Origin of the sequence: Nocardia mangyaensis, assembly GCF_001886715.1 — a bacterium.
Taxonomy (GTDB): Bacteria; Actinomycetota; Actinomycetes; order Mycobacteriales; family Mycobacteriaceae; genus Nocardia; species Nocardia mangyaensis.
The window spans coordinates 3,101,865-3,127,099 of record NZ_CP018082.1 but is presented as its reverse complement, the minus strand read 5'-3'; the positions used below and the strand labels follow the sequence as shown (position 1 = coordinate 3,127,099).

The 25,235-nt window shown below is 66.0% G+C and carries 24 protein-coding genes and 2 pseudogenes; 22 read left to right on the top strand and 4 right to left on the bottom strand.

Features of this window, described 5'->3' with window-relative positions:
• Positions 1–66: 66 nt before the first annotated feature.
• Entirely contained in the window at positions 67–1,446 is a 1,380-nt protein-coding gene (locus tag BOX37_RS14050; RefSeq protein ID WP_071928038.1) for an MBL fold metallo-hydrolase, read from the bottom strand.
• Between the two features lie 514 nt (positions 1,447–1,960).
• Between BOX37_RS14050 and BOX37_RS14045 the strand changes: the two genes are divergently transcribed.
• The 5 genes from BOX37_RS14045 to BOX37_RS14025 all read left to right on the top strand — a co-directional run bounded on the left by BOX37_RS14045 (position 1,961) and on the right by BOX37_RS14025 (position 6,051).
• Entirely contained in the window at positions 1,961–4,144 is a 2,184-nt protein-coding gene (locus tag BOX37_RS14045) for an MMPL family transporter (protein ID WP_084759644.1), read from the top strand.
• An 89-nt stretch (positions 4,145–4,233) separates the two neighbouring features.
• Positions 4,234–4,503, top strand: a complete 270-nt coding sequence (locus tag BOX37_RS14040) for a metal-sensitive transcriptional regulator (protein WP_056809283.1) — start codon at positions 4,234–4,236, stop codon at positions 4,501–4,503.
• 25 nt (positions 4,504–4,528) lie between these two features.
• Positions 4,529–4,774: a YgaP family membrane protein gene (locus tag BOX37_RS14035; protein WP_071928036.1), complete on the top strand. Its 246-nt coding sequence runs from the start codon at positions 4,529–4,531 to the stop codon at positions 4,772–4,774.
• A 40-nt stretch (positions 4,775–4,814) separates the two neighbouring features.
• Positions 4,815–5,219 (top strand): DUF302 domain-containing protein, encoded by a 405-nt coding sequence (locus BOX37_RS14030; protein WP_071928035.1) that lies wholly within the window; start codon positions 4,815–4,817, stop codon positions 5,217–5,219.
• A 58-nt stretch (positions 5,220–5,277) separates the two neighbouring features.
• On the top strand, positions 5,278–6,051 hold the full coding sequence (locus tag BOX37_RS14025) for a sulfite exporter TauE/SafE family protein (RefSeq protein ID WP_071928034.1): 774 nt from the start codon (positions 5,278–5,280) through the stop codon (positions 6,049–6,051).
• A gap of 521 nt (positions 6,052–6,572) precedes the next feature.
• Here BOX37_RS14025 and BOX37_RS14020 read toward each other — a convergent pair.
• Together BOX37_RS14020 and BOX37_RS14010 are read right to left on the bottom strand one after the other, a co-directional pair.
• Positions 6,573–7,538 carry an Acg family FMN-binding oxidoreductase gene (locus tag BOX37_RS14020; RefSeq protein ID WP_071928033.1) on the bottom strand — a complete coding sequence of 322 codons (966 nt, stop codon included), beginning with the start codon at positions 7,536–7,538 and terminating at the stop codon, positions 6,573–6,575.
• Between the two features lie 449 nt (positions 7,539–7,987).
• Positions 7,988–8,890: a universal stress protein gene (locus BOX37_RS14010; protein WP_071928031.1), complete on the bottom strand. Its 903-nt coding sequence runs from the start codon at positions 8,888–8,890 to the stop codon at positions 7,988–7,990.
• 54 nt (positions 8,891–8,944) lie between these two features.
• Here BOX37_RS14010 and BOX37_RS14005 point away from each other — a divergent pair, with 54 nt between their 5' ends.
• From BOX37_RS14005 to BOX37_RS13960, 9 genes and pseudogenes are all read left to right on the top strand, one after another.
• Positions 8,945–9,298 carry a hypothetical protein gene (locus tag BOX37_RS14005; RefSeq protein WP_071928030.1) on the top strand — a complete coding sequence of 118 codons (354 nt, stop codon included), beginning with the start codon at positions 8,945–8,947 and terminating at the stop codon, positions 9,296–9,298.
• Positions 9,299–9,472: 174 nt separating this feature from the next.
• Positions 9,473–10,357 (top strand): universal stress protein, encoded by an 885-nt coding sequence (locus tag BOX37_RS14000; RefSeq protein ID WP_071928029.1) that lies wholly within the window; start codon positions 9,473–9,475, stop codon positions 10,355–10,357.
• Positions 10,358–11,014: 657 nt separating this feature from the next.
• Positions 11,015–11,236: a universal stress protein gene (locus BOX37_RS35290; RefSeq protein WP_084759641.1), complete on the top strand. Its 222-nt coding sequence runs from the start codon at positions 11,015–11,017 to the stop codon at positions 11,234–11,236.
• Positions 11,203–11,295: pseudogene (locus tag BOX37_RS36135) on the top strand (hypothetical protein); the annotation flags it as partial. The gene BOX37_RS35290 and the pseudogene BOX37_RS36135, both read left to right, overlap by 34 nt.
• 84 nt (positions 11,296–11,379) lie before the next feature.
• Positions 11,380–12,012 (top strand): response regulator, encoded by a 633-nt coding sequence (locus BOX37_RS13985; RefSeq protein WP_071928027.1) that lies wholly within the window; start codon positions 11,380–11,382, stop codon positions 12,010–12,012.
• A 113-nt stretch (positions 12,013–12,125) separates the two neighbouring features.
• Positions 12,126–13,826 (top strand): GAF domain-containing sensor histidine kinase, encoded by a 1,701-nt coding sequence (locus tag BOX37_RS13980; RefSeq protein WP_276207253.1) that lies wholly within the window; start codon positions 12,126–12,128, stop codon positions 13,824–13,826.
• 277 nt (positions 13,827–14,103) lie between these two features.
• A pseudogene (locus BOX37_RS13975) lies at positions 14,104–14,553 on the top strand (aromatic-ring hydroxylase C-terminal domain-containing protein); the annotation flags it as partial.
• Positions 14,554–14,588: 35 nt separating this feature from the next.
• Complete coding sequence (locus BOX37_RS13970; protein WP_071928024.1) at positions 14,589–15,560, top strand: SMP-30/gluconolactonase/LRE family protein; 972 nt, start codon at positions 14,589–14,591, stop codon at positions 15,558–15,560.
• 267 nt (positions 15,561–15,827) lie between these two features.
• Complete coding sequence (locus tag BOX37_RS13960) at positions 15,828–17,441, top strand: recombinase family protein (RefSeq protein WP_084759639.1); 1,614 nt, start codon at positions 15,828–15,830, stop codon at positions 17,439–17,441.
• A gap of 9 nt (positions 17,442–17,450) precedes the next feature.
• On the opposite strand, the gene BOX37_RS13955 is transcribed toward BOX37_RS13960, so the two are convergent.
• Positions 17,451–17,687, bottom strand: a complete 237-nt coding sequence (locus tag BOX37_RS13955; protein WP_156910399.1) for a hypothetical protein — start codon at positions 17,685–17,687, stop codon at positions 17,451–17,453.
• Positions 17,688–18,710: 1,023 nt separating this feature from the next.
• Between BOX37_RS13955 and BOX37_RS13950 the strand changes: the two genes are divergently transcribed.
• The 8 genes from BOX37_RS13950 to BOX37_RS13920 all read left to right on the top strand — a co-directional run bounded on the left by BOX37_RS13950 (position 18,711) and on the right by BOX37_RS13920 (position 25,227).
• Complete coding sequence (locus BOX37_RS13950; RefSeq protein ID WP_071928021.1) at positions 18,711–18,920, top strand: hypothetical protein; 210 nt, start codon at positions 18,711–18,713, stop codon at positions 18,918–18,920.
• An 89-nt stretch (positions 18,921–19,009) separates the two neighbouring features.
• A complete protein-coding gene (locus BOX37_RS13945; RefSeq protein WP_156910398.1) occupies positions 19,010–19,399 on the top strand; it encodes a DNA-directed RNA polymerase subunit beta in 390 nt (129 codons plus the stop codon).
• A 74-nt stretch (positions 19,400–19,473) separates the two neighbouring features.
• Positions 19,474–19,617 carry a hypothetical protein gene (locus tag BOX37_RS33980; protein ID WP_156910397.1) on the top strand — a complete coding sequence of 48 codons (144 nt, stop codon included), beginning with the start codon at positions 19,474–19,476 and terminating at the stop codon, positions 19,615–19,617.
• Positions 19,618–19,792: 175 nt separating this feature from the next.
• The gene (locus BOX37_RS13940) at positions 19,793–21,409 is read left to right on the top strand and encodes a B12-binding domain-containing radical SAM protein (RefSeq protein WP_206045826.1); all 1,617 of its coding nucleotides are present in this window, start codon (positions 19,793–19,795) and stop codon (positions 21,407–21,409) included.
• Between the two features lie 28 nt (positions 21,410–21,437).
• Positions 21,438–22,730, top strand: a complete 1,293-nt coding sequence (locus BOX37_RS13935; protein ID WP_084759637.1) for a radical SAM/SPASM domain-containing protein — start codon at positions 21,438–21,440, stop codon at positions 22,728–22,730.
• Entirely contained in the window at positions 22,727–23,116 is a 390-nt protein-coding gene (locus BOX37_RS13930) for an inorganic diphosphatase (RefSeq protein ID WP_156910396.1), read from the top strand. The genes BOX37_RS13935 and BOX37_RS13930 overlap by 4 nt, the downstream gene beginning before the upstream one ends.
• Positions 23,117–23,264: 148 nt before the next feature.
• Positions 23,265–24,569 (top strand): hypothetical protein, encoded by a 1,305-nt coding sequence (locus tag BOX37_RS13925; protein WP_156910395.1) that lies wholly within the window; start codon positions 23,265–23,267, stop codon positions 24,567–24,569.
• 10 nt (positions 24,570–24,579) lie between these two features.
• Entirely contained in the window at positions 24,580–25,227 is a 648-nt protein-coding gene (locus BOX37_RS13920) for a GDSL-type esterase/lipase family protein (protein WP_071928018.1), read from the top strand.
• Positions 25,228–25,235 lie beyond the last annotated feature (8 nt).

The window sequence follows — 25,235 nt, the reverse complement described above, 5'->3', positions numbered from 1 at the left end:
CTATGCCCAGTCCACCGATGATGGAGCAGCATCGTCATGATCATCGTGTCCGTAGCCGCGCCGAATTCAGGCCGCCGCGTGGTGATCGACCCACTCGTTGTAACCACCGATCAGGTCGCTGACCTGCTCGATGCCCGATGATCGGAGCAGCGACGCGGCGACGCTCGAGCGCCACCCGCCCGCACAGTGCACGACAATCGGCACATCAGCAGGGAGCTCCCCCATCCGAGAACGCAACTGCGCCAGCGGAATCGGCTTCGACTCGGGAATGAAGCCGAACTCTCGCTCGCCGGGATTGCGGACATCGACAAGAGTGACCGCACCATCGCCGAGCAACTCGCGCAACTGCTCGACAGTCGTCCTGGGTGCAGCCTGAAGCAGATGCGTCAGTTCGGCAGGGAAGGCGCCGTCGTGCTCGACGTTGAAGTACCCGACCGCTTCGTCGGACCCGATTCGCGCCAGTCTCAGCGCGGCGTCCTGTTCCTCGCCGGGATAGGTGATCAGCACGATCCGGTCCCCGATCTCGGCGACCATCCCGCCGGTCTCGGCGAACCGACCGTCGAAACCGACATTCACCGACCCGCGCACATGCGCTGCGGCGAAGTCGTCCGGGCTCCGGGCGTCGAGAACGCGCGTACCGCGATCCAATTCGCTGAGCAACTGCTCCACCGTGACAGCCGGGATGCTGCGGTCGCGATCCAGCACTGCCCGATTCTGTTTGTTCAGCGCGGCGTTGACGTGGAAGTACTGCGGGACCGCCGGTTGGCCGTCGGTGATCAGCGCGACGAACGAGTCCTCGCTCATCGGCTGGACCGCCGGATTGGTTCGCCGCTGTTCGCCGATCGTCGAGGTCAACTCCGCGGACAGGTTTTTCCCGCACGAGGAGCCCGCACCGTGCGCGGGCATGACGATCACCGAGTCGGGCAGGCTCAGCAGTGTCTGATGGATGGTCCGGTACATGGCACGCGCGAGGTCCGAGGTCGACCCGTCGCCGAGGTTCACCAGGTCGGGTCGACCCACGTCACCGATGAACAGAGAGTCGCCGGTCAGCACGGCCGTCGGGCGGGCCGACGCAGTTTCGCGCACCAACAGGCTGATCGATTCCCAGGTATGCCCCGGAGTGGACAGCACCTCCAGATCGACCTCACCGAGCGAGACATGTTCACCGTGCGTCAGGCGCCGGATCGGATAGTCGGTTTCCGCCGCGGCACCGAAACCGATCCATGCCCCCGTGGCCTCGAGCAGTTCGAGGTGACCGGAGACGAAGTCCGCGTGGAAGTGGGTGTTGATCACCCCTTCGATCGTGAGCCCGTGCCGCTGAGCATCGGCGAGGTATTCGGCGATGTCTCGGCGCGGATCGACGACGATCGCCCGGCCGGTGCGCTTGTCACCGATCAGGTACGACGCATGGGACAGGCATTCGATGTAGTACAGCTCGAGAATCACGCTTCCTCCAATCCGAACAAGGGCTCTTCGTTGCTGATGTGGACAAGAGTGACATATACCCCCTAGGGTATGCAAGTACCCCGGGGGGCATACACTCGAGCACGCATCAACCCCGAGGCCTGCGGCCACCGACACCCCCTAGGTAATACCCCCCAGGGTATTATTGCCTGATTCCCGTTTCCGAGGAGGCCCTATGTGTTATCCCGTCACCTGCCCGAACTGCAAGAAGACAACATGGGGCGGCTGCGGGTCCCACGTGAGCAGCGTCATGAAATCCATCCCCGCGTCCCGCCGCTGCGACTGCAAGAAAGAGTCCACACCCGCGAACGAGCCGGGGTTCTTCGCCCGCATCCTCGGCCGCTGAGCCCGAGCGCGATGTGATCCACATGCCCGCGGGGGACGTTCCGTGAACCGCCGAACTGGATAGCACCGACCAGACGCGGTGACCCCACCACATTTCCCGCGGGCCCAGCGCGCCCCGAAATATACCCCCTCCCGTATAAGGAGTAGTGACATGAGCAGCAATAACGCGGTCGTCAGCGGCCGAACGACGACGACGAAGCAGGCGCCGGGGTCCGCCCCGCCGACCGAGCCAGGCGGCGCGTTGGCCCGCATGGGAGCAACGATGGCCACGCACGCGAAGTGGGTCTTCGGCGTGTGGTTGATCGCCCTGGTCGCCCTCGGCGCCGCCGCGCCGAGCGTGTTCAGTTCACTGGCCGGCGCCGGCTGGCAGGCCAACGGGTCGGAATCGGTTCGGGTCCGCGAGCTCGCACAGCAGCATTTCGGCGGGAACTCCTCTGCCGCTGTGCAAGTGGTCGTGCACTCCGATACCGGCATGGTCTCCGATCCCGCGGTGCAGCAGGTCCTCACCGAGGCGACCGCCATCTTCCAGGGCGACGACCGCTTCGGCGCGGTGATCGCGCCCCAGCCCGGGATGTCGATCAGTCCGGACGGCCACACCGGAGTGCTGATCGCCGGTGCAAACGCGAGCACCGACGAGATGGTCAAGGCTGTCGACGATCTGAAAGGCCAGTTGACGGCGCTGTCGAAGGACGGAGTCGAGGTCTACCCCACCGGCGCGTCCGCGCTGTGGAGCGACTTCAACAAAGCCAACCACGACGCGATGATCAAGGCGGAGATGTTCTCCTGGCCAGTGACGCTGGCGATCATGGTGCTCGCGTTCGGCTCACTGGTCGCCGCGGGTCTGCCGCTGCTGCTCACACTGGCCGGGCTGATCGCATCGGCGGGCGGGCTGGTGCTGCTCAACTCGGCCACGCCGATCTCGGTGTGGGCGATGAACTTCGCCATGATGTTCGCCCTGGCTCTCGGTATCGACTACGCGCTGTTCATCGTCGCGCGATTCCGTGACGCGTTGAGCAAGACCGGCGACTCGCGCGCCGCGGTCGCCGAGACGATGGACACCGCGGGCAAGGCGGTGGTCCTGTCCGGCCTGACCGTGCTGGTGAGCCTGTCCGCCGTGCTGCTCGTGCCCGCCCCCGCGGTGCGGACCATGGCCGTCGGCATCATGCTCGCGGTCGCGTTCGTTCTCGCCGCCACCTTGACGCTGCTCCCGGCCGTGCTGGGCAAGCTCGGACCCAAGATCAACGCCGGTTCGCTGCCCTACGCCAAACGGCAGCAGCACCGGTCCGCACGCTTCGAGTCCTGGGGCAGACTGCTGCACAAGCATCCGTGGCCCTTCGCCATCGGCTCGCTGCTGATCCTGGCAGCGTTGTCGATCCCGGTGCTGGACCTGAAGGTGGCCATGCCGTCGATCCAGGTCGTGCCGACCGACGCACCGGTTCGCCAGGGCTATGAACTCATCCAGGCCCAGATGGGCGAAGGCGCTCCTGGCATGCTGCAAATCATCGCCCCCGCCGCCGAAGCCGAGGCGACCGCCGCGGTCGCCCGGGCGTCCGACGGTATCGCCATGGTCACCCCGCCGATGCCCAGCGTGGACGGCTCCGGTTACGTGATGTTGCAGGCGATCCCGAACGTAGACCCCTCCGACACCGCGATGGGCGCGATCCTGGGCCAACTGCGCGCGGACCTCCCATCGCAGTCACTCGTCGGTGGCGCCCCGGCGGAGAACCTCGACCTCCAGCAGGCCCTCAACGACTATCTGCCGTTGATCATCGGTGTCATCCTCGTGCTCGGCTTCGCGTTGTTGCTGGTCGCACTGCAGGCGCCGCTGATCGCGATCCTCGGCACGGTGGTGAGCCTGCTCTCGACCGCGGCGGCGTTCGGCGTGGCCAAACTGATCTTCCAGGACGGGCATGGCGCGAGCCTGCTCGGCTTCACCCCACAGGGCTTCCTGGACGGTTGGGGGCCGGTGTTCTTCTTCGCGATGATCTTCGCCATCGCGATGGACTACACGGTGTTCCTGCTCGCGACGGCCAAGGAGCACTACGAGGAATCCGGCGACCCGGAGCACGCGCACGTGATGGGGCTGGCGCATTCGGGCCGAATCATCGCCGCCGCCGCGGCGGTGATGGTGGCGGTGTTCTTCACCTTCGCCTTCGCCGAGCCGTTGCCGCCCAAGGAGATGGGCATCATCCTCGGTGTCGCCGTGCTGCTCGATGCGGTGTTCATCCGGCTCATGCTCCTGCCGGTACTCCTGCGCTTGACCGGGCACGCCGCCTGGTGGTCACCGGCCTGGCTGCGCCGCGTGCTGCCGACGATCAAGTTCTCCCACGGCTGATACGAAAGGGGGTATGCATGGCGTGGATCACCCAGCTTTGCATACCCCCTGGGGTATAGTGGGGGGGTAGACCCAGGAAAGGAATCGACATGGTCGGAAACGACGAGAGTATCGCGCTGGTACTGAACCGGCTGCGCCGCGCACACGGACAGCTCGCCGGGGTGATCTCGATGATCGAGAACGGTCGCGACTGCAAAGACGTCGTGACCCAGCTCGCCGCGGTCTCGCGCGCGCTGGACAAAGCAGGCTTCAAGATCGTCGCCAGCGGACTGCGCGAATGCCTGACCGGCGAGTCCGCGGACGGCAAGCAACCCATGAGCGAAGCCGAGCTCGAGAAGCTCTTCCTCGCCTTGGCCTGACAGATCCACGAGAAGAGAAGCGCCCGTGCCGAACCTCCCCCGCCATCAGGGCTGGACCGTAGAACGAGTTGTGCCGCTGATGGCCGGCGTGATCGTGCTGACGAGCGTGGCCGCAGCTGCGGCCTTCTCGCCGTGGTGGCTGCTGCTCACCGGTTTCGTCGGCGCCAATCTCGTCTTCTACTCGATGGTCGGATGGTGCCCCGCCAGCCTGATCATGGAAAAGGCCGGACTCGGGCGCGCCGACTGCCGAATCCAGCCCACCACCCGCTGACCCTCCCCACAATCACACCAACGAGAACGGAGACCCACCGTTGAACCTGGCACTGTCCACCACACTGGAAACGTCGTTCGAGGATGCCGTCGCCCGAACCCGAGCGGCATTGCAGGAACAAGGATTCGGCGTACTCACCGAAATCGACATGCAGGCCACCTTGAAGGCCAAGCTCGACACGGACATGGAACGCTACCTGATCCTCGGCGCCTGCAATCCGCCGCTGGCCCATCGGGCGGTGCAGGTCGACCGACAGATCGGATTGCTTCTGCCCTGCAATGTGGTCGTGCGCGACAACCCGGCTGAGGAAGGCACGGTCCTGGTGGAGGCGATGAACCCCCAACTACTGGTGCAGGTCACCGGCGAACCCGCCCTCGCGGCGATCGCCGACGACGCCGGCCGGCGCCTGCAGGCCGCGATCGACGCACTCACTGCCGACGCCTGAATCCCACGAAAAAGCCGACACATCCATTCACGCGATCGCACCTGGACAGGAGACGTCGATGACGATCCTCGTCTCCGTGGCCCTCGGTGCCGTCATCGGCATTCTGCTGGGCCTGCTGGGCGGCGGCGGCTCGATTCTCGCCGTCCCGGGGCTTGTCTACGGGCTCGGGATCCCGCTCGGGCAGGCCGTGCCGATGTCACTGCTCGTGGTCGGCGTTTCCGCCTTGTTCGGCGCCATCCCCAAAGTCCGCTCCGGCCTGGTGCAGTGGCGAGTCGCGGGCGTGTTCGCCCTGACCGGACTACCGGCCGCGTTCGCCGGCAGTGCGGTGAACCAAGCCATTCCCGCACCACTGACACTGGCCGGATTCGCGGTGGTGATGATCGCCGCCGGAGCTCGAATGCTGTCCGGCGCGGGAGGAATAGGCACTGCCTGCCGAGTGGAGGGATCCACCGTCAATTGGCGCCGCTGCACCTCCCGCGCCGTTCCGGTCGGCCTCGCCGTCGGATTCCTGACCGGACTCTTCGGAGTGGGCGGAGGATTCCTCATCGTCCCGGCCCTAGTCCTGCTGCTCGGCATCGAGATGTCCGCGGCGATCGGCACATCGCTCGTGATCGTCACCGCCAACTCCAGCTCCGGACTCCTCGCCTATCTCGGCGATCTCAGCCTCGACTGGCGCATCACCGCGGTGTTCACCGCAACGGCCATCGGCGGATCACTCGTCGCGGGCCGCTACGGAAAGCACATCGACACCACCCGGCTACAGAACTGGTTCGCCTACCTGATCTTCGCGGTGGCGGCCTTCGTCCTCGTCGAAGTGATCTTCCTCCGATAGCCCGGCGGCCGCAGATCACCTCTACCGACGTGAACCGGGCGGCACCAAGCGCTACTCGGGGATCCGCCTCGCTGGCAAGCACTTCCGTACCCGAGTGGTCCGACCTGGCCGGGCCTCGGCAAACCGCAACCCCACCAAACGGGCAAGCTGGCGATCCCAGTCCGCCTTGCGACGGGACATGACAATGCGACGCTGATTCCGTACAGCACTGCGCTGACCGGTGGGCGTGGGGCAGAGGCCGGTTTGCCGGACGGGTCGAGCCACACTCGGATCCGGTCACCTCTGTCCACTCCGCGCAGGACTTGCACGGCGCAACGCTCGAACCCGAGGCCCCAGTCCAGCTCACGGTCGCACGGCGGATATGCGGCGAGGTGTGGTGGGGTCTGTCCAGCACGAGCGCGTCGACGACGGTCGTCTGCGAGTGAGCGACTCGCACCTGTGCGGCATCGTCGGGACCGACGATACCGAGCAGGGGCGAAAGGCCTTGTCCGATCAGGTCGTTGAGCCCCAGCTGACGCACCTCAGTCTCGGAGCAACAGTTCCTCGACGGGACGTCGGGGTGTTTCAGCAGGGAAGTCGGCGCTGGTCGGCGCCCATCCAACGCGGAGGAAAGCCTGCGGATAGGCGGTGCCGGACAGCAACTCGTCGCGCAGGCGCGCGCGCTGTTCGACAACTTCGAGCGGTTCGGTGAGCAGGCATGTGGCCAGCCCGATTCCGGTTGCCGTCAACAGCACATTGCTGATGGCCTCACCTGCTCGCAACCTCGACCTCAGATCGTCGGCACCGGTGCCGACCACCAGCAATTCGGCATGGTCCGGTTCGCTCGCGGGGTCGACGAATTCGGCCGCCGCGAACGCCCGTGGCGGGAAATCGTCTCCCGGACCGACAGGCGGGGCATTGCGAGCGGGGACACCGTCGGGACTGCCGTGGCGCCCCGACCACATCGCGAGCTCGAATCGGTAGGACTCGTCGGCGGCATGGATCCTGCGCGCTTGCTGTGCGGCGGCTCGGACGCGTTCCCGGTCGTCGATCCGGCGGACGATGGCGCCCAGCGCCACGGCACGCTCGGTGAACAACCCGAGATATCCGGCAGGCACAGGCCACGATGTGTAGTGGCGCCGATCGGTCCGACGGACAGTGATGGCCTTGCTGAGCTCGACGTCGAGCGCGGTGGGCCGGTGCCGGATCAGGGTCAGCGCCGCCAGGTGATCAGGTTCGGCGGGGTCGGGGATGCGATGGATCACCGCTGCCCAGCCCATCGCTGTCAGCGCCACCGACAGGTGGTGCAGTGCCGCACCGCAACTGATCACGAGGTCTCGCTCGTCGGGGTCGGTCGCGGGCAGAGCCCGTCGACGGTCGAGGTAGAGATGAATACTCTGGTCGCCGACACGCCAGCGCCAAGGCTGCACATTGTGCACGGAGGGGGCGCGCCCGGCCAGGACCAGCGCCGCCCTCACAGTGTTGTCGTCCGGAAGTCCGTGGTCCATGATGTCCGTCCCTCGATAGCAATGGTCAGTATTCGTACTGTCCGCCACGGCAGGGGCTGGGATAAGGGCATGACGACCCTGCTCAGAGGGACTTCGGGTCCTCTTTACCCACCACTGGCGAGTCCGTGCCCTGGTGTCGAATATCGATGCCGTCGTGATCGGCCGCGCGATCCACGACATGGACCTGCTCCCCGAAGCCTGTGCCTGTGTGCACCACAATCTGAATGCGTTGGCGGACAAGGATGCCTGGCTGTTCACTGTCGGACTCGGACCCGCACTGCGGGGGGCCGCTCGGCCGCTGGTTCGGCCGCAGAATCCCGCGCAAGGTCGCTGCGGTGATCAACGTGCTGCACCCGCGCGACTACACCGCCTTAGCCGGATAGTACGAACGCGGGGGCGTCCCGTGGCGCGCCAGAACCATGTACCGCGCTGGTGGCCGTGTCTGCCGGTCACCGGCGATCGCGGACCACGATGATGGGAATCTCCACTGAATGCAGCAGTGCGTTGCTCGTCGATCCGAGCACCATGCCGGCGAACCCGCCACGCCCGTGACTACCCACGACAAGTAGTTGGGCCGACGACGATGCGTCGAGCAGCGAGCGGACCGGACGGTCGGCCACCACGATCCTGCGTACCACGACATCCGGATACTGCTCGGCGTGCCCGGCCAGAGCTTCGCCGAGCTCGGCCTCAGCGGTTTGCCTGCCCATCTCCCACCCGAGCATCGGCAGGTCGGCACTGGCATCGCTGAACGCGTGCAGCGCGACCAGATCCACCTTGCGCCGTGACGCCTCCTCGAAAGCGAGTTCCATCGCAGCAACACTGTTGTCGCTCCCGTCGACGCCGACGAGCACCGGGAGCGCCGCCGCCACGGGGTCGAGCCCGGCATTGTCGTGGATCACCGCGACCGGGCAGTGCGCGTGGCGCGTCACCGCCGTACTGATCGAGCCGAGCAGACCACGCTGGAAGGCGCCGAGTCCCCTGCTACCGACAACCAGGATCCGCGCCGAGGCCGAGCGCTCGATCAGCAGCGCAGTAGCCGATTCGACACTGATCTCGGTGGTGATCACGAGGTCCGCGGTGGGAACCGCGGCCCGCGCGACCCGGGCTGCCTCACCGACGACGCGCTCGGCGTCGACGCGCAACCACTCGAGACTCGCGTCGACTGGCGACAGCGCGGGCCCGGAGCCGACCGGCAGCGCGGCCGAGGTGAGGATATGCAGTGGCCGGTGGTGCAGCACAGCGTCGACGGCTCCCCAGGCGGCGGCCTGATACGAGCTCGCCGAACCGTCGACCGCGGCCAGCACCGGTGGGACCTGATGCTGGGCGGGACTGGTTTCGTCAGGCGACATGGTCGTTTCCCTTCGTCGGCACGATCGTTTCGACCGCCGGATTCACCATCGAGCATGGCGGGGATCGGACCGGCGACGTCAGGGCACAATGTCATCGCCCCGACGGCCGATCGGCCTCCCGTCGGCGTCGGACCGGAACGCGTCCAGCGCGGTCGGCAGGGTGGGAAAGAGCCGGTCGGCGCCGATCCGGTCGGTCAATCCCGAAGCGTCCACCAGCCCACCGCCGCCAAGGCCATGCAGCTGCCGCAGGCCCCCGGGTATCCGCGCTCCCCACCGTCCATGCATGTCCTACCGGCGTGGATCAGGCACTGCCGAATGTCACTCGATCGGGTGTGCGTGATGCTGGCCATCGCGGTGGCCGCGCTCGGCGCACCGGCCTTCGAACCCCGCGCCGGGGCGGCCCGATGAGTCCGGTCGGTCAGCACTTGGTCGCCCTCGGGTGAACATCGGCCATCGCGTACTCCGTGCGGGCACGGTCGAAGTCGTCTCCCAGCGACAAACGACCTCACTGTGGGGGCCGTGCGGCCCTGCCGGGCGCGTCGGCGAGCGGCGCACAGTGGGAGAAACAGAAAGGCACACACCATGTCCCCTCTCGGAAACCAGAATCAGCCCGTCGTGGTCGGCGTCGACGGTTCGGAACAGTCGGGCTTCGCGTTGCGCTGGGCGGCCGAGTTCGCCGCCCATCACCGCGCGCCGCTCGACATCGTCTTCGCGGTCGAGATCCCGGTCGACTACTACTACGGCCCGGGGCTCACCGGCCCGCGCGACGACCATGCGGCGCTGCATCATCAAGGGAAGAAGGATGTCGCCGACGCCGCCGCGACCGAAGCAGCGGCTCTGACCACGCCGATCGCCGACATCACGATCTCCACCGATGTGATCGAAGGAGCCCCGATCCCGGTACTGCGCGACCGGAGCACCTCCGCACGGCTGATCGTCGTCGGCAGTCGCGGGCTCGGCGCGCTACGCCGCACGCTGCTCGGCTCGGTCAGCACCTCCCTCGCCCGGCATGCCGAATGCCCGGTCGCGGTGATCCCGGACGCTCTTGTCGACGCCGAAGGGCCCGTGGTGGTCGGTGTCGACGGCTCCGCGTGCAGCACCGACGCCATCGGGATCGCCTTCGACGAGGCGGCCCGCCGCCGCACCCGGCTGGTTGCGGTCAATGCCTGGTCGGAGTTCTACCGCTACGAGGCTCGCTCGACAATGCAGACCGAAGCGGAGGCATTGCTGTCGGAAAGCCTCGCCGGCTATGCGGAAAAGTACCCTGAGGTGCAGGTCGATCGTGTCGTCGTGGAAGACCGTCCCGCCCGGGCGGTGCTCGACGCGTCCACGGGAGCGCAACTGATCGTCGTCGGTAGCCACGGCCGGGGCGGCTTCGCGGGCATGACGCTCGGTTCGGTGGCGCAAGCGGTGTTGCACGGCGCCGAGAGCCCGGTCATCATCGCCCGGCCGCGGTCGCAGCACTGATCGGTGCGGCCGACGGGGCGGCGGCTTCACACGACGAGCACCGCCGCCCCGTCGATTCCGTCGACGTCCCGGCTGGTCCGCTCGCTGATGACCGCCGTGGATCTCGCTGATGATCAGCATCCATCGGCACCGCACTGCACGACCGCTACGGGGGTTGGATGTGTCCACGCAGTCACCGACTTTGGTCCCACGAGCAAGGGCAACGCGGCCCTGACCAGGGGCCCTCTCGCTGGCGACACTCGATCTATGGGTTTGTCATCGCATCGTGATCCTTCTACAACCGACCCGGCGACCGCACCACTGGCCCATCCCGCCATCGCCCTGGCTTGTATGCTGCTCGCTGGCGCGATGTGCGTATCACCTCAGCTATCGCTATGGGCCCGCGATTACGGCAGCACCCTCGTATACGCCGCCCTCGCGCTCTACTTGATCCTCGCTGTGCTGCTGCTGCGTTGGGGATGGCGCTCACGCCCGACAGTTCCTTGGGCATCACCTCCCGCGATCGGCCTCGACTAGGGACGACAGCCGAGTCGCCGCTGAGCGCTTTCCTGCGTGACGTACCGGCACAGAGAGACGGAGACCATGAAGAGCCACGACAGGGCGGATGCTCTGCATCCGACGGCACACATATGGCCGCGACGATGACCCCGGCCTGTCCTGGTCGGGGCCGATGGCTCCGTGCACGCACTCTCGGCGGTGCGGTGGGCAGCCCGAGAGGCCGCACAGCATAACCCGCCACTGCACCTGGTACCCCGGCGTCGGTTCTCGCCAGGAAATCGCGCACGGCGCGGCTATGCCGAGAATTACCCGCAGGTGCGGGTACGGCGGGTCGTCGCCGAGGCCGTCGCGGACCAGCCGGGTTCTCCCTGGGATCAGTGAGCAGAGCGGTGCTCGATCGCGCCACTGTGCCGGTCCTCGTCGCGCGACCACACTCCTGAACATCGACGGCCCGGTCGCCGCTCACGACAATTCCCCTCGGCGTCGTAGGCTGGAACGACACCTGAATCGAAAGGTCCGAACACATGGTCAAGGTCTTTCTGGTCGACGATCACGAAATCGTGCGACACGGCGTCGCCGACCTCATCGACCTCGAACCCGACCTCGAGGTCATTGGTGAGGCCGGGAACTGTTCCCAAGCGCTGGCGCGCATTCCCGCCCTGCGACCGGACGTCGCGGTGCTCGACGTGCTACTGCCCGACGGCAACGGCATCGAACTCTGCCGCGAACTGCTCTCCGCCGATCCAGAGCTACGCTGCCTCATCCTCACCTCGTTCACCGATGAGCAAGCGATGCTCAACGCCATTTTGGCCGGCGCCAGCGGCTACGTGATCAAAGACATCAAAAGCCTCGAACTCGTCCAAGCGATCCGCGACGTCAGCGCCGGAAAATCGCTGCTGGACAACCGCGCCGCCGCGGCGCTGATGAGCAAACTCCGTGCCGAGGCCGAAGAGAAGACCGGTCCGCTGGCCTCCCTCACCGAGCAGGAACGCACGCTGCTCGCCCTGCTCGGCGAAGGACTGACCAACCGGCAGATCGCCGCACGCATGTTCCTGGCCGAGAAGACCATCAAGAACTACGTCTCCCGGCTACTGACCAAACTCGGTGTCGAACGGCGCACCCAAGCCGCCGTGATGGCCTCCGAACTCGACAAATAGCGACCAGGAACCGATGACAGGCGACTCGTAACCGGTTCCACCCTTCCGGGTCGTGGGACGATGGCCACGTGGACGGACAAAGCCATACCTTCTCGACCGGCGGACAACCGCCGGTGACCGAAACGTTGTCCCAGCTACGCCTGCGCGAGTTGTTGAGCCAGGTCCAGGATCGCATCGCCCAGATCATCGACGTACGCGACAACATGGACCGCCTCATCGAGGCGATGCTGGTCGTCACCTCGGGCCTGGACCTCGACGACACCCTGCGCTCGATCGTGCACACCGCCATCGAACTCGTCGGCGCCCAGTACGGGGCCCTCGGAGTGCGCGAGACCGACAAGACCAGCAATCAGCTCTCCGAGTTCGTCTACGAAGGCATCGACGACCGCACCCGGGTACTCATCGGCGACCTGCCGCGAGGACACGGGGTGCTCGGTGTCCTCATCCAAGAACCCAAGCCGATCCGGCTGTCCACCCTGTCCGATCACCCGTCCTCGGTCGGTTTTCCGGCGAATCACCCACCGATGCGCACCTTCCTGGGTGTTCCGGTCAAGGTGCGTGACGAGGTGTTCGGCAACCTGTATCTCACCGAGAAGGCCGGCGGGCAGGAATTCACCGAAGACGATGAGGTCGTCGTGCAAGCGCTGGCCGCGGCTGCCGGCATCGCCATCGCCAACGCGCGGCTCTACGAGGAATCGCGCCTCCGCCAGCAATGGCTCGAGGCGACCAAGGACGTGGCGACCGAACTGCTCGCCGGCGAAGAACCCCACGAAGTCCTCGACCTGGTCACCCAGCGCGCGCTCGCACTCACACAGTCGGCGTGCACCTTCGTGGCCCTGCCCGAAGACCCTGACATCCCGCACGACGAAGTGACCGAGCTGATCGTGATCGCCGCCGCGGGAGTCGACGCCCGAGAAATCGTCGGGCAGCGGCTCGATGTCGAGGATTCTCAATCCGGAGCCTCCTACCACTCAGATGAGATCGTCACGGTCGACAAACTGCCATACAACTTGTTCTCACACACCAGAACTCAGTTCGGGCCGGCCGTCGTGGTGCCGCTGCGCGTCGGTGACAACACCATCGGTGTGCTCACCACCATCCGCCCCGCCGACGTCCAACCGCTCGACGAGACCGCTCGGGAGATGCTCGTCGCGTTCGCCGACCAGGCGGCCTTGGTCCTGCAACTGTCCGGCACCCAGCGCCGTATGCGTGAACTCGACATCCTGTCCGACCGCGACCGCATCGCCCGTGGCCTGCACGACCATGTCATCCAACGGCTTTTCGCGGTCGGGTTGTCACTGCAGGGAACCGTCCACCGCGCCCGCACGCCCGAGGTCAAGTCCCGGCTGATGGAAACCATCGACGACGTGCAGTCCATCGTCCAAGACATCCGGCATTCGATCTTCGACCTGCAGAGCAACAACACCGCCGACTCGTCGAAGTACCGAAAGTACTTGCACGGCATCATCGTCGACGCGACAGCCGATACCGGGCTGCGTACCACTGTCCGCCTCGCCGGGCCGGTCACCGTGCTGGCACCACCGCTGTCCGACGACGTCGAAGCGGTCCTGCGTGAGGCGGTCAGCAACGTGGTCCGCCATGCCCGGGCCAACCTGGTCTCCGTGGAAGTGCGGGTCGGTGACGAAGTGAGCATCGAGGTCACCGACGACGGCTGCGGAGTACCCGCCGACGTCACCCGGCGCAGCGGACTGGCCAACCTCGGCGTCCGCGCGGAAGGGGCCGGGGGCTCGTTCCGCATCGAGAATCGCCCCGAAGGCGGAACGACCCTGCACTGGTCGGTGCCGCTGCCATAACGGGGTCGCCGAAACAGAGTCACGGTCCCTGGAGTGGCGTTTCGTGTGTTCGGTGAAGCATCAGATCCTCGACCGGCGCCGAGACGAAGGGGCCTCGAGGCGGCCACCGAGACCCAGCGCCGGGGTCTGCGAAAGCCCGGACGCCGCTGGTCGGCGAACAACAACATCGTGACGCAACACAGCCTGCGCTCGGCCGACCTCGGATGTAGTGCGCAGTCCGCACGCTCCCGAGTGTCGCCTCGCCACACGTCGCAAGCTTCCGCATTCAGCGACTATTCAGCGGCACCCGGTCGGCGCGCGCCCGCTGGAGAACACCCGCGCGCAGATCACAGTGCTGGGAACAGATCCGGGCGCGACCGGCGTCCGCTACGACTTCGACTTCGACTTCGGCGACGGCGACGAGCTGGTCGGGCGGCGGTTGCGGGATGTGGAGTTGAACCGGGGCCGACTCTATGAGCTGATGCACGGCGGCAAGGGACTGCTTCTCGACCAGACCGCGACGCTGTCGGGCTGGGCCGATCGCGTCGATCATGTCGTCGATGTCAACCAGGAACTCGAGGTGCCTGCGGTGTTGCTGCGACCGGATGGCTACGTCGCCTGGGTCGGCACCGACCAGCGGGAACTCCACGACCACCTGGCCACGTGGTTCGGCGCTGCCGCGAGCCGGGGAGTGCCAGACCCTGGATCGAATGTCATAGGGAGAAACCTGGTGTGTCGCCCACGATAGGGGGGCCGAATTCGTCACGAAAGGACCGTCTGCCCATGCGTGTTCGCTTCCGTCACCTCCTCCTCGGTGTTTCCGTCACCGTCACCATGGCTTGCACCGGTACCGCCCCGGCCGAGTCGGCGCAGGTCCCGCTCGACCACTATGTGATCCCCGGTGATCGCGCCTTCCCCACCGGATTGGCCTACGACCCGGCGAGCGGCCACTTCTATGTCGGCAGCGCGGCCGACGGCGCGCTCTATCGCGGGCACATCGATCGGCCGGAGGTGGAACTCTGGTCGCCGGACGGGACCGACGGCCGCGCGCTGACCTCCGGGATGACGCTGGACCCGGCGGGCCGGTTGTTCGTCAACGGTGCCGACAGCAACTCCATCCGCATCTATGACCCCGCCGGTGCCGAACTGCTCGCCGAACTCCGCGGTCTCGACGGCGGGTTCGTCAACGAGGTCACCATCGCCGACGACGGTTCGGCCTACGTCACCGATTCCTTCCTTCCGGTGATCTACCGGATCACCGAGACCGAGGGCCGCTGGCAGTTGGAGCCGTGGCTGGATGTGGCCGACACCCCTATCGACTGGATCCACGGCAGACACAACCTCAACGGGATCCTCGCCGTGGGTCGGCATCTGTTGTCGGTGCAGAGCAATACCGGTCAGCTCTGGCGTATCGACCGATTCACCGGAGCGGTGATCGAGGTGGACGCGCCCCCGCTGCCGAGCGGGGACGCGCTGATCTCCGCCGACGGCCGGCAGGTGTTCGTGACGCAGGGCAATCTCTATGCCGCGGGCGACCAGGAACCCCGGGTCGCGGTGCTGGCGATGAACGAAGACCTCACCAGCGCCCAGGTCGTCGACACCCTGATCCCGCCGGGCGGGTTGCGGCACCCGAGCCAGGCCGCGCTCACCGAACGAGGCCGCATCCTCGTGGTCAACAGTCAATACAACCGGCTCGTCGCCGAGCAGGCACCGGAACTGCCGTTCACGATCTCCAGTATTCCGGTCGCCGATTGACGCCCGCCGCGGCCGGCGCCCAGCACCGGCGGGCAGTGCGCGAAGGCCACGACCTCGGCCGCGCGGCCGCCTACGCTGAGTGCGTGGACCGTCGAGATCAGCTCCGTGACTTCCTCAGAACCCGCAGGGCCCGGCTGACACCGGAGGATGTGGGTCTGCCGGACGCGGGCGTGCGCCGAACCCCGGGGCTGCGCCGCGAGGAGGTCGCGGTGATCGCCGGGGCTAGTATGTGATTAGTAGCCCCTTACCCGTTGGGGAGTGAATATCATGGCAAAACCACAGGTCACAGCCGGTAATGATCTAGTGCTGGATATCTACGCTCGGGTGTCGCGTGTGGGTGATGAGCGGCAGCGGTCCACCGGTGGGCAGGTCGATGACTGCACGGTGCGGGTGCGGGATCTGGGTGCGACGGTGGGGCGGGTGCATGTCGATGACGGGCGTTCGGCGTGGAATCCGAGTGTGCGGCGGCCGAAGTGGGATGCGTTGATGGCGCGGCTGGAGTCCGGGGAGACCGGCGGGGTGGTGGTGTTCGACATGGCTCGGTTCTCCCGTCGCCCGATCGAGGGTGAACGGTTGATCCTGGCCGCCGAGCGGGGCCTGGTCGTGCTGGACAGCGAGGGCGAGTACGACCTGGAAACAGCGAGCGGCCGCAAGGCTTTTCGTGACCAGCTCAACGCAGCGGCCTACGAATCGGACCGCCTGTCCTCGCGGGTCAAGCGCGGCAAACGAGTGAAAGTGGCCCGCGGCGAGTCGAATCACTCGCACCGCCCCTTCGGCTACGAACGCGACGGAATCACCATTCGCGAGTCCGAGGCGGCGATCGTGCGCGAGATGGTCGCCCGGGTGCTGGACAAACAGGCGGGCATTCAGGCGAAAACGCAAGCGGGCCAGGACACGACGGCAGCGCTGAAAGAGGACGCGATCGGTTACAAGACGATCGCGGCGGACTTGAACCGGCGCGGGATCACCACCCGCACCGGTGCCGCCTGGAGTGGGGAAAAGGTCAAGCGAGTGGTGTTCAACCCGCGTTACGCCGGATACGTGACCCACCACGGCGAGATCGTCACCACCATGACCGATGCGAATCCGCTGATCACACCGCAGCAGTGGGAACGGCTGTGCGCACTGCGCGACACCACCCCTGTCGGTCGGCCCCCGACAGCGGACTACCTGTGCTCGGGGCTGGTGCACTGCGGATTGTGCGGGAAGGGTTTGACCGGCCGCCCCCAGCACGGACGCAACTACCCCGACGGGGAGGTGCGCCGCCGCTACATCTGCCAGAAACGCCAGACCGGAGGCGGCTGCAACCGTGTCTCGGTCGACGCCCGCACCCTGGACCAGGAGGTAGGCGCGCTGGTGGTGGCGACACTGTCGGACCCTCGCCATGCCGACGCGTTGATCGCCGCCGCCGACGATCTTGCCAAACGCCGCCGCCCGATCGCCGATGCGCTGGCCGAGGCGCGCGAGACCGCGACGGTGATGTCGGCGCGGCTGGGCAAGGGCGAGATCAGCCTCGACCGCTACGACACGGTGATGGCCGGGGTCGATGCCCGCATCGCCAAGCTCACCGCCGAACTCGACGCCCTCGACGCCGATACCGACATCGATGACTCCCCGGCCGTGCGCGCGGAATCCGCGCAGGCATGGGCACAGCAGTGGGAGGATGCGGGCACCGCCGACAAACGCGCCATGATCAAACGCGCACTGCACGGCAGCCGCCTCATGGTAGACCCGGCCACCACGGCGGGGCCGAGGTTCGACCGGTCCCGAATCCGGTTGGTGGACAAGAACACACCCGCACCCCAGGCGCACGACGGCCCCGGTGCCCGCGTCACGGATGACGCGGGCACCGGGGCAGGGGACGGGGTTTCCGTGGCCTGACGCGGCCCCTCAGGCAGCGTTCGGGTACTGGTGCGGGTCGCTACTACCGTGGTCAGTGGCGGCCCGTTTCCGTGCCCGGACACGGTCCAGGACAGCGGCGATCGCGTCGAGCTGGGCGCGGGCCAAGGGCTCACGGTCGGCCACGACCTGTCGCCAGTGCTCGATCCGGTCAGGGTCCAGCGGCACCACCACCGACCGCTCACGGTCCGGGGGCGAGGGCGGTCTGGGTGTGGGGGTATCGGTCACGGCGGGCCTCCCGAGGGTGGGTGTGAACGAGTTCGGTCCTCACTTATCTACTGCCGAGAAAAGGCCCGAATCGGGACACCATGTCGAGCCACGGTGTCATAACGATTCCGACACCGAGACAACAGAACCCGCCCGCGAGAGCAACGCAGAGCAGACACACAATGCCCGCGATAATCCGCGAGAATGTCCCCGAGAGCCATGTCTATACATTCTGATGTATAGACAATCCACGATGATATCCGCCCAGATATGCGCCCTCTGACCTGCACGGATGCGGTTGCGGGGTGCGTCGTTTTAATCCTCCCACCGAATACTTCATCGAAACCCATCATGGAACGTGCCATGGAAAAATCTTCATCGAGCCACTCACCCCGAGCACCGAACGCGAACCGCCCCAACAGCTCACAGCATGGGGCTCGAACCCGGTCGGCACAGACGGAACAAGGAACTGGGCGGCGGGCCAACTCCTCCGCATAGGCACGAGTCAGCGCCGGGCACGCATGTCTATTACATATATTGTAATAGACAATCCTGGATAACACCCGCGCGCGGATATGCCCCGCTACCTGCGGATACGAGGCGTGTAGGTGGGGCCATTTGATCGCCCCCCACATTTCTCCCCACATTTCCCCCCGCATAACCCCACGTATCGACCACGGCCCGACCGGAGCGGAATCGGGGAGTCAACTCTTGGCGCGCGGGGCGAGTACTGCGGGCGCACGAGGCAGCGAGCACAGAGGATTCGCGCAACTCGTTGGGCTGGCGTACCGGCATTGCCGCCCAATACGCCCAAGGCGACCTTCGGGGATCAGCACCACGCGCGCAGGGCGCTGCGGCACGACTCGAGCAGTTGCCGACGTCGGAAACCCCTACGCTACGCCCACACCACGCCTCCACTAGACGAACCCCGACGGTACCGATGACCAGCAACGATGGCTATCAGACCCGAACAACCGGGACCAACGACGAGTCAGGAAGACGCAGCCCCCAGACCCGCTGGGCGCGTCACCCGGAGGCCCGCGAATGGAACAGTCCGACTACAAATCCACCGCCACCAACGGCCGGACGGGACGCGACCACAGCACCGCACTATTCCCAGATGGCTGTCGCTCCTTTCAGGTTTGCGACCACGTTCCGACGTTGTCCGAACTGGTGACGACTTTGGAAGCGATGTGCGAGGCGGGGTGGATCACCACCGCCATCGAGCGAAGCGACGAGCGTGAGGGTGCCTGATGACTCGCACGGTTCGACAGATCTCAGCGTTCGCCGAATCGCCTCGAACTCGGTGCGAGTTCTACCGGCGGATCTGTTCATTGCCCACTGTGGTGGACCCTCAGACGGGCCGGATCACGATGCGCGCCGGGCTCGTCGGCGCGGTGATGATGCCGACCGGGCTCGCGCAGCGCGTGAAGACCAGCCTCGATGCGCGCGGTGTCGCGCCGTTGTCGATCATCGGCCACCCCCGCGCCGACATGTGGACCTTCTTGGTGCGTGCCGACATCCGTCCCGTAGGTGATCCCGAGATTGTCGCTCAGTTGTGGCGGGCGCGGGTGGTCGTGATCCGGGAGGGCGACATCGCATTGCCGTCACCTGCGCCGGACCCGTTGATGGTGCGGACCTGGGTGTCCCCGGCGACCGGAGTATTCCGTCCGTCCGGCGCGGTGGTGGTCGAATGCGCCCGAGCCTGCCTGTCTGGACCGGCCCGCCGATGAACACAAGTGGCGAACCCTCACCGTGCCCGGACGAACCCGACGTGCGTCTCTCGGTCCTGATCTCCAGTGTCCGAATGGATTTCGCAGCTTGCCTGACGGCGGCACTGGTGTTCGTGTGCGATGTGGCTGCCCGCCGCCCAGGAACGGTCACCGTGCAACCGGGCAACTGCACCGGCCTGCCACGCCTGCCTGCGGAACGGCTCTACCTCCAGCCCTGACTGCGTTCCACGCGGACCCACAAACCACCCGCATGGCCTCGGCACGCCGCCCGGCGAGATCGCCTGTCACGACATCTCGCCGGTCCCCTCATCCGTGCCGAGGCGGCCCCGGAGTTGTTTCCCGGCGACTCCGGGGCCGCCCCCAAACCGTCACCCGATCGAAGGAACGAACACCGTGTACACCGAGAGCGATACTTCCACCGACCAGCGACAACCGGTGGTGCTGGTGACTCCCGCGCCGGTGACTCATCGCACGGCCGAAGAGAACCTGGGGCTCGGATATCTAGCTGCGGTACTGCGCCGCGCCGGTTATTCGGTGGTGGTTCTCGACGGCTGGCTCGCAGGTTCACCGGCTGATGCTTTAGCCGATCAGATCGTCGCGGCTGACCCGATGATGATCGGCTTCGCCTGCTACCGATCGAACATGGGCTCGGCGCTCACCACCGCCGACATGGTTCGTTGCCGATTGCCAGGCGTGCCGATCGTAGCGGGCGGGTTCGGTCCCTCGTTCCATGCCGAGGAGTTCCTGGCCGCCGGTTTCGATGTCGTCGTGCGTGGTGAGGGCGAACGCACCATCATCGAGCTGGCCGAGCGTTACCGCACCGGGACACCGACCCTGAGCGGCATTACCGGGATCAGCTTCCGCGCTGGCGGCAGTGCCGGTTTCGTCCACAATCCGGCGCGCACCGCGATCACAGACCTCGATGCGCTGCCTATGCCCGCTCGCGACACTCTCGACCTGACGATGGCGCGCGCGAGCTTGGTGCACGTGCAGTCCTCGCGGGGATGTCAGGCCAGTTGCACGTTCTGCTCCATCGTCGCCTTCGAGCGCCTCGCCGGGCGCGGTCCGACGTGGCGGCAACGTTCTATCCGTGGGTTCGTCGATGAACTCGAGCACCTGCACTCGCTCGGTGTTCGGCATGTGAAAGTCATCGATGACAGTCTCATCGAGCCGCCGCGCGACGCGGCCTGGTGCGCGGAACTGGCCGACGAACTCCGCGCTCGTGGCGTATCGATGTGGCTGCGCGGCTCGATTCGCGCCGACCGCGCCACTCCGGCCGTGCTGACCGGTCTGGCCCGTGCGGGGTTCTGGTCGTTTTCCTGTGGGATCGAGAACTTCGCGCCGACCGCGTTGCGGCGCATGGCCAAACGCGCCGACCCCGAGGCGAACTTCGCCGCGCTGGCCGAGTTCCGCCGCCTCGGCCTCTACGCCCAGGCCGGACACATCCTCTTCGACCACGCCACCACCATCGAAGAACTCGAAATCAACTGGGCCGCGATGGTCGCCCACGACTGGACCGTGTCCAAAGGCATCTTCACCGAAATGTATGCCGCCACCGGCACCAACTACACCCGACGCCTCGACCGCGACGGACTGCTCACCCCATCAACCCAGACACCGGGCACCGCCGGGCTCGGCAACCACGCCTACCCGATCACCGACCCAGCCGTGAACACCGTCTACACCGCGCTCAAACACTGGCAACGCTCCCACTCGCGCCTCTACGACCGCACCATCGACCCGCTCTCGGCACCCAAAGCGATCTCGCCTGTGCACCGGGACATATTCGGGCAGTTGTCGATCGAGCTGCGCCGCGCCGACCTCGACTTCTTCCGCGCCGTACTCGACCTCGCCGCGGGCGGCGCCACGGCCGGCGAGGCGGTCGAGTTCACCGACAACCGGATCGCCACCACTGCTGCCTTCTATCACCGCGTCGCCGCCCGCACCGATGCCGCCTACCAGATGGCCGGGCTGCACTACGACGGCCAGGACAACCCGTTCCTGTGCTGAAAACCCACCACCACAAGGGGGACCAACCATGTCCAACACACCCGAACCGATCATCGCCCGTCCGAGCTTCCCCTGGGAACGCACCGGCCCCGCCACACCATCGGGCATCGACGCCACCGAGCACTACCGCCGTGACGGTGTCGGCCCGATCGAGCACACCGACCTCGACCAATGTCCCACCACGATGCGCAACATCGGCTGGACCCTCGGCAACGATTGCCCCTACCGCTGCACCCACTGCTACAGCATGGCCGCCCGCGACAAAGGCCAGGACTTCACACCCGAAATCATCGACCGCATCGTCTCCCAGCTCGCCATCAACGGAGTCGAAACGGTCAACCTCGGCGGCAACGAGCCCTTGTTCACCAACGGCCCCAACCCGCGAGACACCCTACTGCCCCGCATCATCCACGGCCTCGCCGACGCGGGAATCCTGGTCGGGCTCACCACTTCCGGCATCACCATCACCCACCTCGAACGCGACCACCGCGACGCCTTCGAACGACTCAACGACGTCGATGTCTCCTTCGACTCGCCCTACCCTGACGAGCACAACGCCAACCGAGGCGCGAAACTGTTCAAACAGGCCGTCCGAGCCCTGGAGTTGTGCCAGAAATACGGCACCCCACACAGCGTGATCATGTGCGCGATGGGCTGGAACTTCACTCCCGACCGCATCGACGCCCTCGTCGCGCTCGCCCGCGACCACGACGCCCACATCCGGATCAACCCCATCAAACCCGTCGAGCCAGCCCATATGGACTCCGCACTTCCGGCCGACCAGTACTACGCCGGATTCGCGCGGCTCATGTCTCAATGCACGCCGATCGACCTGGGTGAACCACCCTTGGCCGCCGTCACTGGCTACACCGGCGCGAAAGGCTGCCCCTGCGGGCGGACATCGTTCCGTATCCACTCGATCACCCCGGACGGCCGCATTCCGGTCTCGCCCTGTGTCTACCTGCACGACTACAAGGTCGGTGATCTGGTCGTCGACGACCTCGCCGACATCATCGCCTCACCCCAGTTCGCCACTTTCCGCCGCCGCAACGCCCACCCCGAAGCCGTCGACGGCTGCCAGGGCTGCGAACTCATCCAATCCTGCCGGGCCGGGTGCGCGGGCCGGTCCTACCTGCACAACGCCCACACCACCGGCAAACGAACCCTGTTCGCCCGCGACCCCTACTGCCCCCGCGACATCGCCCCCGACCAGCAGTTCTGGACCGACCCGAAAGTGCCCACCGACCAGCGCCTCGTCCATATGGACTACCTGTGCACCTGGATCGGCAAACCCCTACCCACCACTACCATGAACCCATGACCGACGCCGGGCAGAGCCCATCGACCAGCGACGACTCCCAGTCGCTGGCGATGGCCCGCCACTACCTCGGACAGCCCGTCGGTCTCGTATTCGACCGCCCCTACGGCAGCCTCCATCCCGTCCACGGATTCCGCTACGAAGCCAATTACGGCTATGTCCCCGGCACCCTCGCCCCTGACGGCGACGAACTCGACGCCTACTACCTCGGACCCGAGTACCCCATGCAAACTGCCCACGGTGTCTGCATCGCCATCGTGCACCGCCACGGAGACGACGACGACAAACTCGTTGTCACCCCCACCGGCACCGACCTCGACAACGCACACATCGCTGCCGCCATCGCCTTCCAGGAGATCCCCGGCCGCTACGACATCATTCGCCACTGACGCCGACGCAGCGCCGCGCGAATCAGGTTGTGTTCCTACCTGTTCAGCGGCGCTAGACCGCCGTTGGTGCGCGCTATCGCCTGAATGTCAGGTAACGTCGGGGAAACGCGCATTGCCAGGGTCGGGCGGCGAATGGTGAGGTAGTGACATGGTCAGAGGGCGGGAATGGACCGGTTTCGAGGCATCCGTTCTGCAAGAAGCGATGCGGAAGTCAGTCCGAGAATTCGCGACCATGCTCGGCGTGGAAACCACGACTGTGTCGAATTGGCGAGCAGGGCTGAGCTCTGTCAGGCCGAGATCGAACACACAACAAATCCTCGACACAACATTCAGGTTGCACGCCACATCCGAAGATCGAGAACGATTCGATCAACTCATCTCAGAAGGAGAAGTCGAGTGGCGAAAACGCCACCGCAGTCGGGCCCACGAACCGAATTCGGCTTCGATCCATACCGACATCGCGCTCCCAACCGATCCTCCGCTCGAGGACAACATGTTTCGTCTGCGACGAGTTCTCATCGGGAGTATGCCCGCAACCAAGCCGAGCACAGAGCGAGAGTCCACGTCCTCAGTCATGCACATCTGGGACCTGTTCTTTTCGGCCCAGTTCAGCGAGATGGAACGCGCACTTCCGGCCGCCTTGGCCAGTGCACACGCCACGGTCGAAGAATCAACGGGCGAATTACGACGGCGAGCCAGCACCTCCCTCGCGCAACTGCTCCATGCCTCATCGAACCTATTAGGCTATGCAGGACAAACAGACCTCGCGTCGTTGGCTCTGCTGCGCGCCGATGTGCTCGCAGCCGAGAGCGGTGACAGCCTGACCCGAGCTGCGATTAAGGGCTCGCAATCATGGCTGCTAGCGAAGAACAGCATGTACGACGATGCCGTTGCCTACGCTGAGCACGCTGCCGCCGAAATAGAGCCCCGACTGTCCTCGGCTACGCCCCGCCAAATTGCCATCTGGGGAGAGCTGCTCTGCTACGCCGCTTTCGGCGCATCCCGGGCAGGAGACTACCGGGAAGCGCAGCGGTTCCTACGCCTGTGCGACGCCGCCGGGAGCCAACTCGATGACGTGTACACAGGCAGGCCCGAGGTCTCCAACGTGTTCGGGCGCACGTCCGCCGCCAGCTTCGGAGTCATCAATGAAACCGTCGCCAGTCGCCCGCGCGAAGCCCTGAAGCTCGCCGCAGCCGTGAGCGGCGGAGGCACCGGAATACCCCCAACCCTGCAAAGCCGTAGGCTGCTCAACGTTGCCCAGGCTCACATCCACAATCGAGAGGACGACGCCGCAGTCGATACCCTCCGCGATGCATACATGATGGCACCGGAATTCGTTTCCCGAATTCCACTATTCCGAGCGCTGACCAACGACCTCAAAGGTCGGCGGGGCCTGCAAAGGCTCGAACTCGCAGCGCCGCCGGACATATCGAAACTCTCAGACGACCTGTAGGAATCCAACTTTGATTGTCAATCCCGCCGCTTTCACAGTCCTCTGCTTCGGCGACTCCAACACATTCGGTCAGCCCGACGAGGGTCGCGGGCGGCTACCATCTGACGCGCGCTGGACCGGGAAGCTCCAGCAGATCCTCGGAACCGATTACGCTGTAATCGAGGAGGGGCTAGGTGGTCGCACAACCGATTTGGACGATCCCGACCGCGATGACAGGAATGGCCGGAAGTATTTTCAGCCGTGCCTGCGCAGTCATTCACCGTTGGACATGGTGGTGGTCATGCTAGGAAACAATGACCTGAAAACAAAATTCGGCCGGGGAATAGAGGATGTTGCCGCAGCGCTCGAAGGGTATATCGACAACATAGAGGCAACGGCGTGGACCCGAAGCGGCGGAGTACCTACCGTTCTCCTGGTAAGCCCGATCCATCTCGACGACAGCCAACCAGCGTTCACCGAAGAGAGTTCAGAATACGACGCCGAATCAGTACGCAAATCCCGCGACCTTGGTGTCGCGATACACCGCATTGCAGAAAGACGCGGAGCATTGTTCGTGGACGCAGCGTCAGTAGCGCGCCCGGGCCTCGACGGCGTCCATCTCAGCTCTGACTCGCACGAACAGCTTTCCAAGCTGATCGCCCAAACGATCTTGGGCTGAGACAGTTT

What these genes read in the sequence shown, in the direction of transcription:
- BOX37_RS14045 (WP_084759644.1), top strand. Translation starts at nt 1,961, where the DNA reads ATGAGCAGCAATAACGCGGTCGTCAGCGGCCGAACGACGACGACGAAG.
- BOX37_RS14040 (WP_056809283.1), top strand. Translation starts at nt 4,234, where the DNA reads ATGGTCGGAAACGACGAGAGTATCGCGCTGGTACTGAACCGGCTGCGC.
- BOX37_RS14025 (WP_071928034.1), top strand. Translation starts at nt 5,278, where the DNA reads ATGACGATCCTCGTCTCCGTGGCCCTCGGTGCCGTCATCGGCATTCTG.
- BOX37_RS14020 (WP_071928033.1), bottom strand. Translation starts at nt 7,538, where the DNA reads ATGGACCACGGACTTCCGGACGACAACACTGTGAGGGCGGCGCTGGTC.
- BOX37_RS14010 (WP_071928031.1), bottom strand. Translation starts at nt 8,890, where the DNA reads ATGTCGCCTGACGAAACCAGTCCCGCCCAGCATCAGGTCCCACCGGTG.
- BOX37_RS14005 (WP_071928030.1), top strand. Translation starts at nt 8,945, where the DNA reads ATGGCGGGGATCGGACCGGCGACGTCAGGGCACAATGTCATCGCCCCG.
- BOX37_RS14000 (WP_071928029.1), top strand. Translation starts at nt 9,473, where the DNA reads ATGTCCCCTCTCGGAAACCAGAATCAGCCCGTCGTGGTCGGCGTCGAC.
- BOX37_RS13985 (WP_071928027.1), top strand. Translation starts at nt 11,380, where the DNA reads ATGGTCAAGGTCTTTCTGGTCGACGATCACGAAATCGTGCGACACGGC.
- BOX37_RS13970 (WP_071928024.1), top strand. Translation starts at nt 14,589, where the DNA reads ATGCGTGTTCGCTTCCGTCACCTCCTCCTCGGTGTTTCCGTCACCGTC.
- BOX37_RS13960 (WP_084759639.1), top strand. Translation starts at nt 15,828, where the DNA reads ATGGCAAAACCACAGGTCACAGCCGGTAATGATCTAGTGCTGGATATC.
- BOX37_RS13950 (WP_071928021.1), top strand. Translation starts at nt 18,711, where the DNA reads ATGGAACAGTCCGACTACAAATCCACCGCCACCAACGGCCGGACGGGA.
- BOX37_RS33980 (WP_156910397.1), top strand. Translation starts at nt 19,474, where the DNA reads ATGGATTTCGCAGCTTGCCTGACGGCGGCACTGGTGTTCGTGTGCGAT.
- BOX37_RS13935 (WP_084759637.1), top strand. Translation starts at nt 21,438, where the DNA reads ATGTCCAACACACCCGAACCGATCATCGCCCGTCCGAGCTTCCCCTGG.
- BOX37_RS13930 (WP_156910396.1), top strand. Translation starts at nt 22,727, where the DNA reads ATGACCGACGCCGGGCAGAGCCCATCGACCAGCGACGACTCCCAGTCG.
- BOX37_RS13925 (WP_156910395.1), top strand. Translation starts at nt 23,265, where the DNA reads ATGGTCAGAGGGCGGGAATGGACCGGTTTCGAGGCATCCGTTCTGCAA.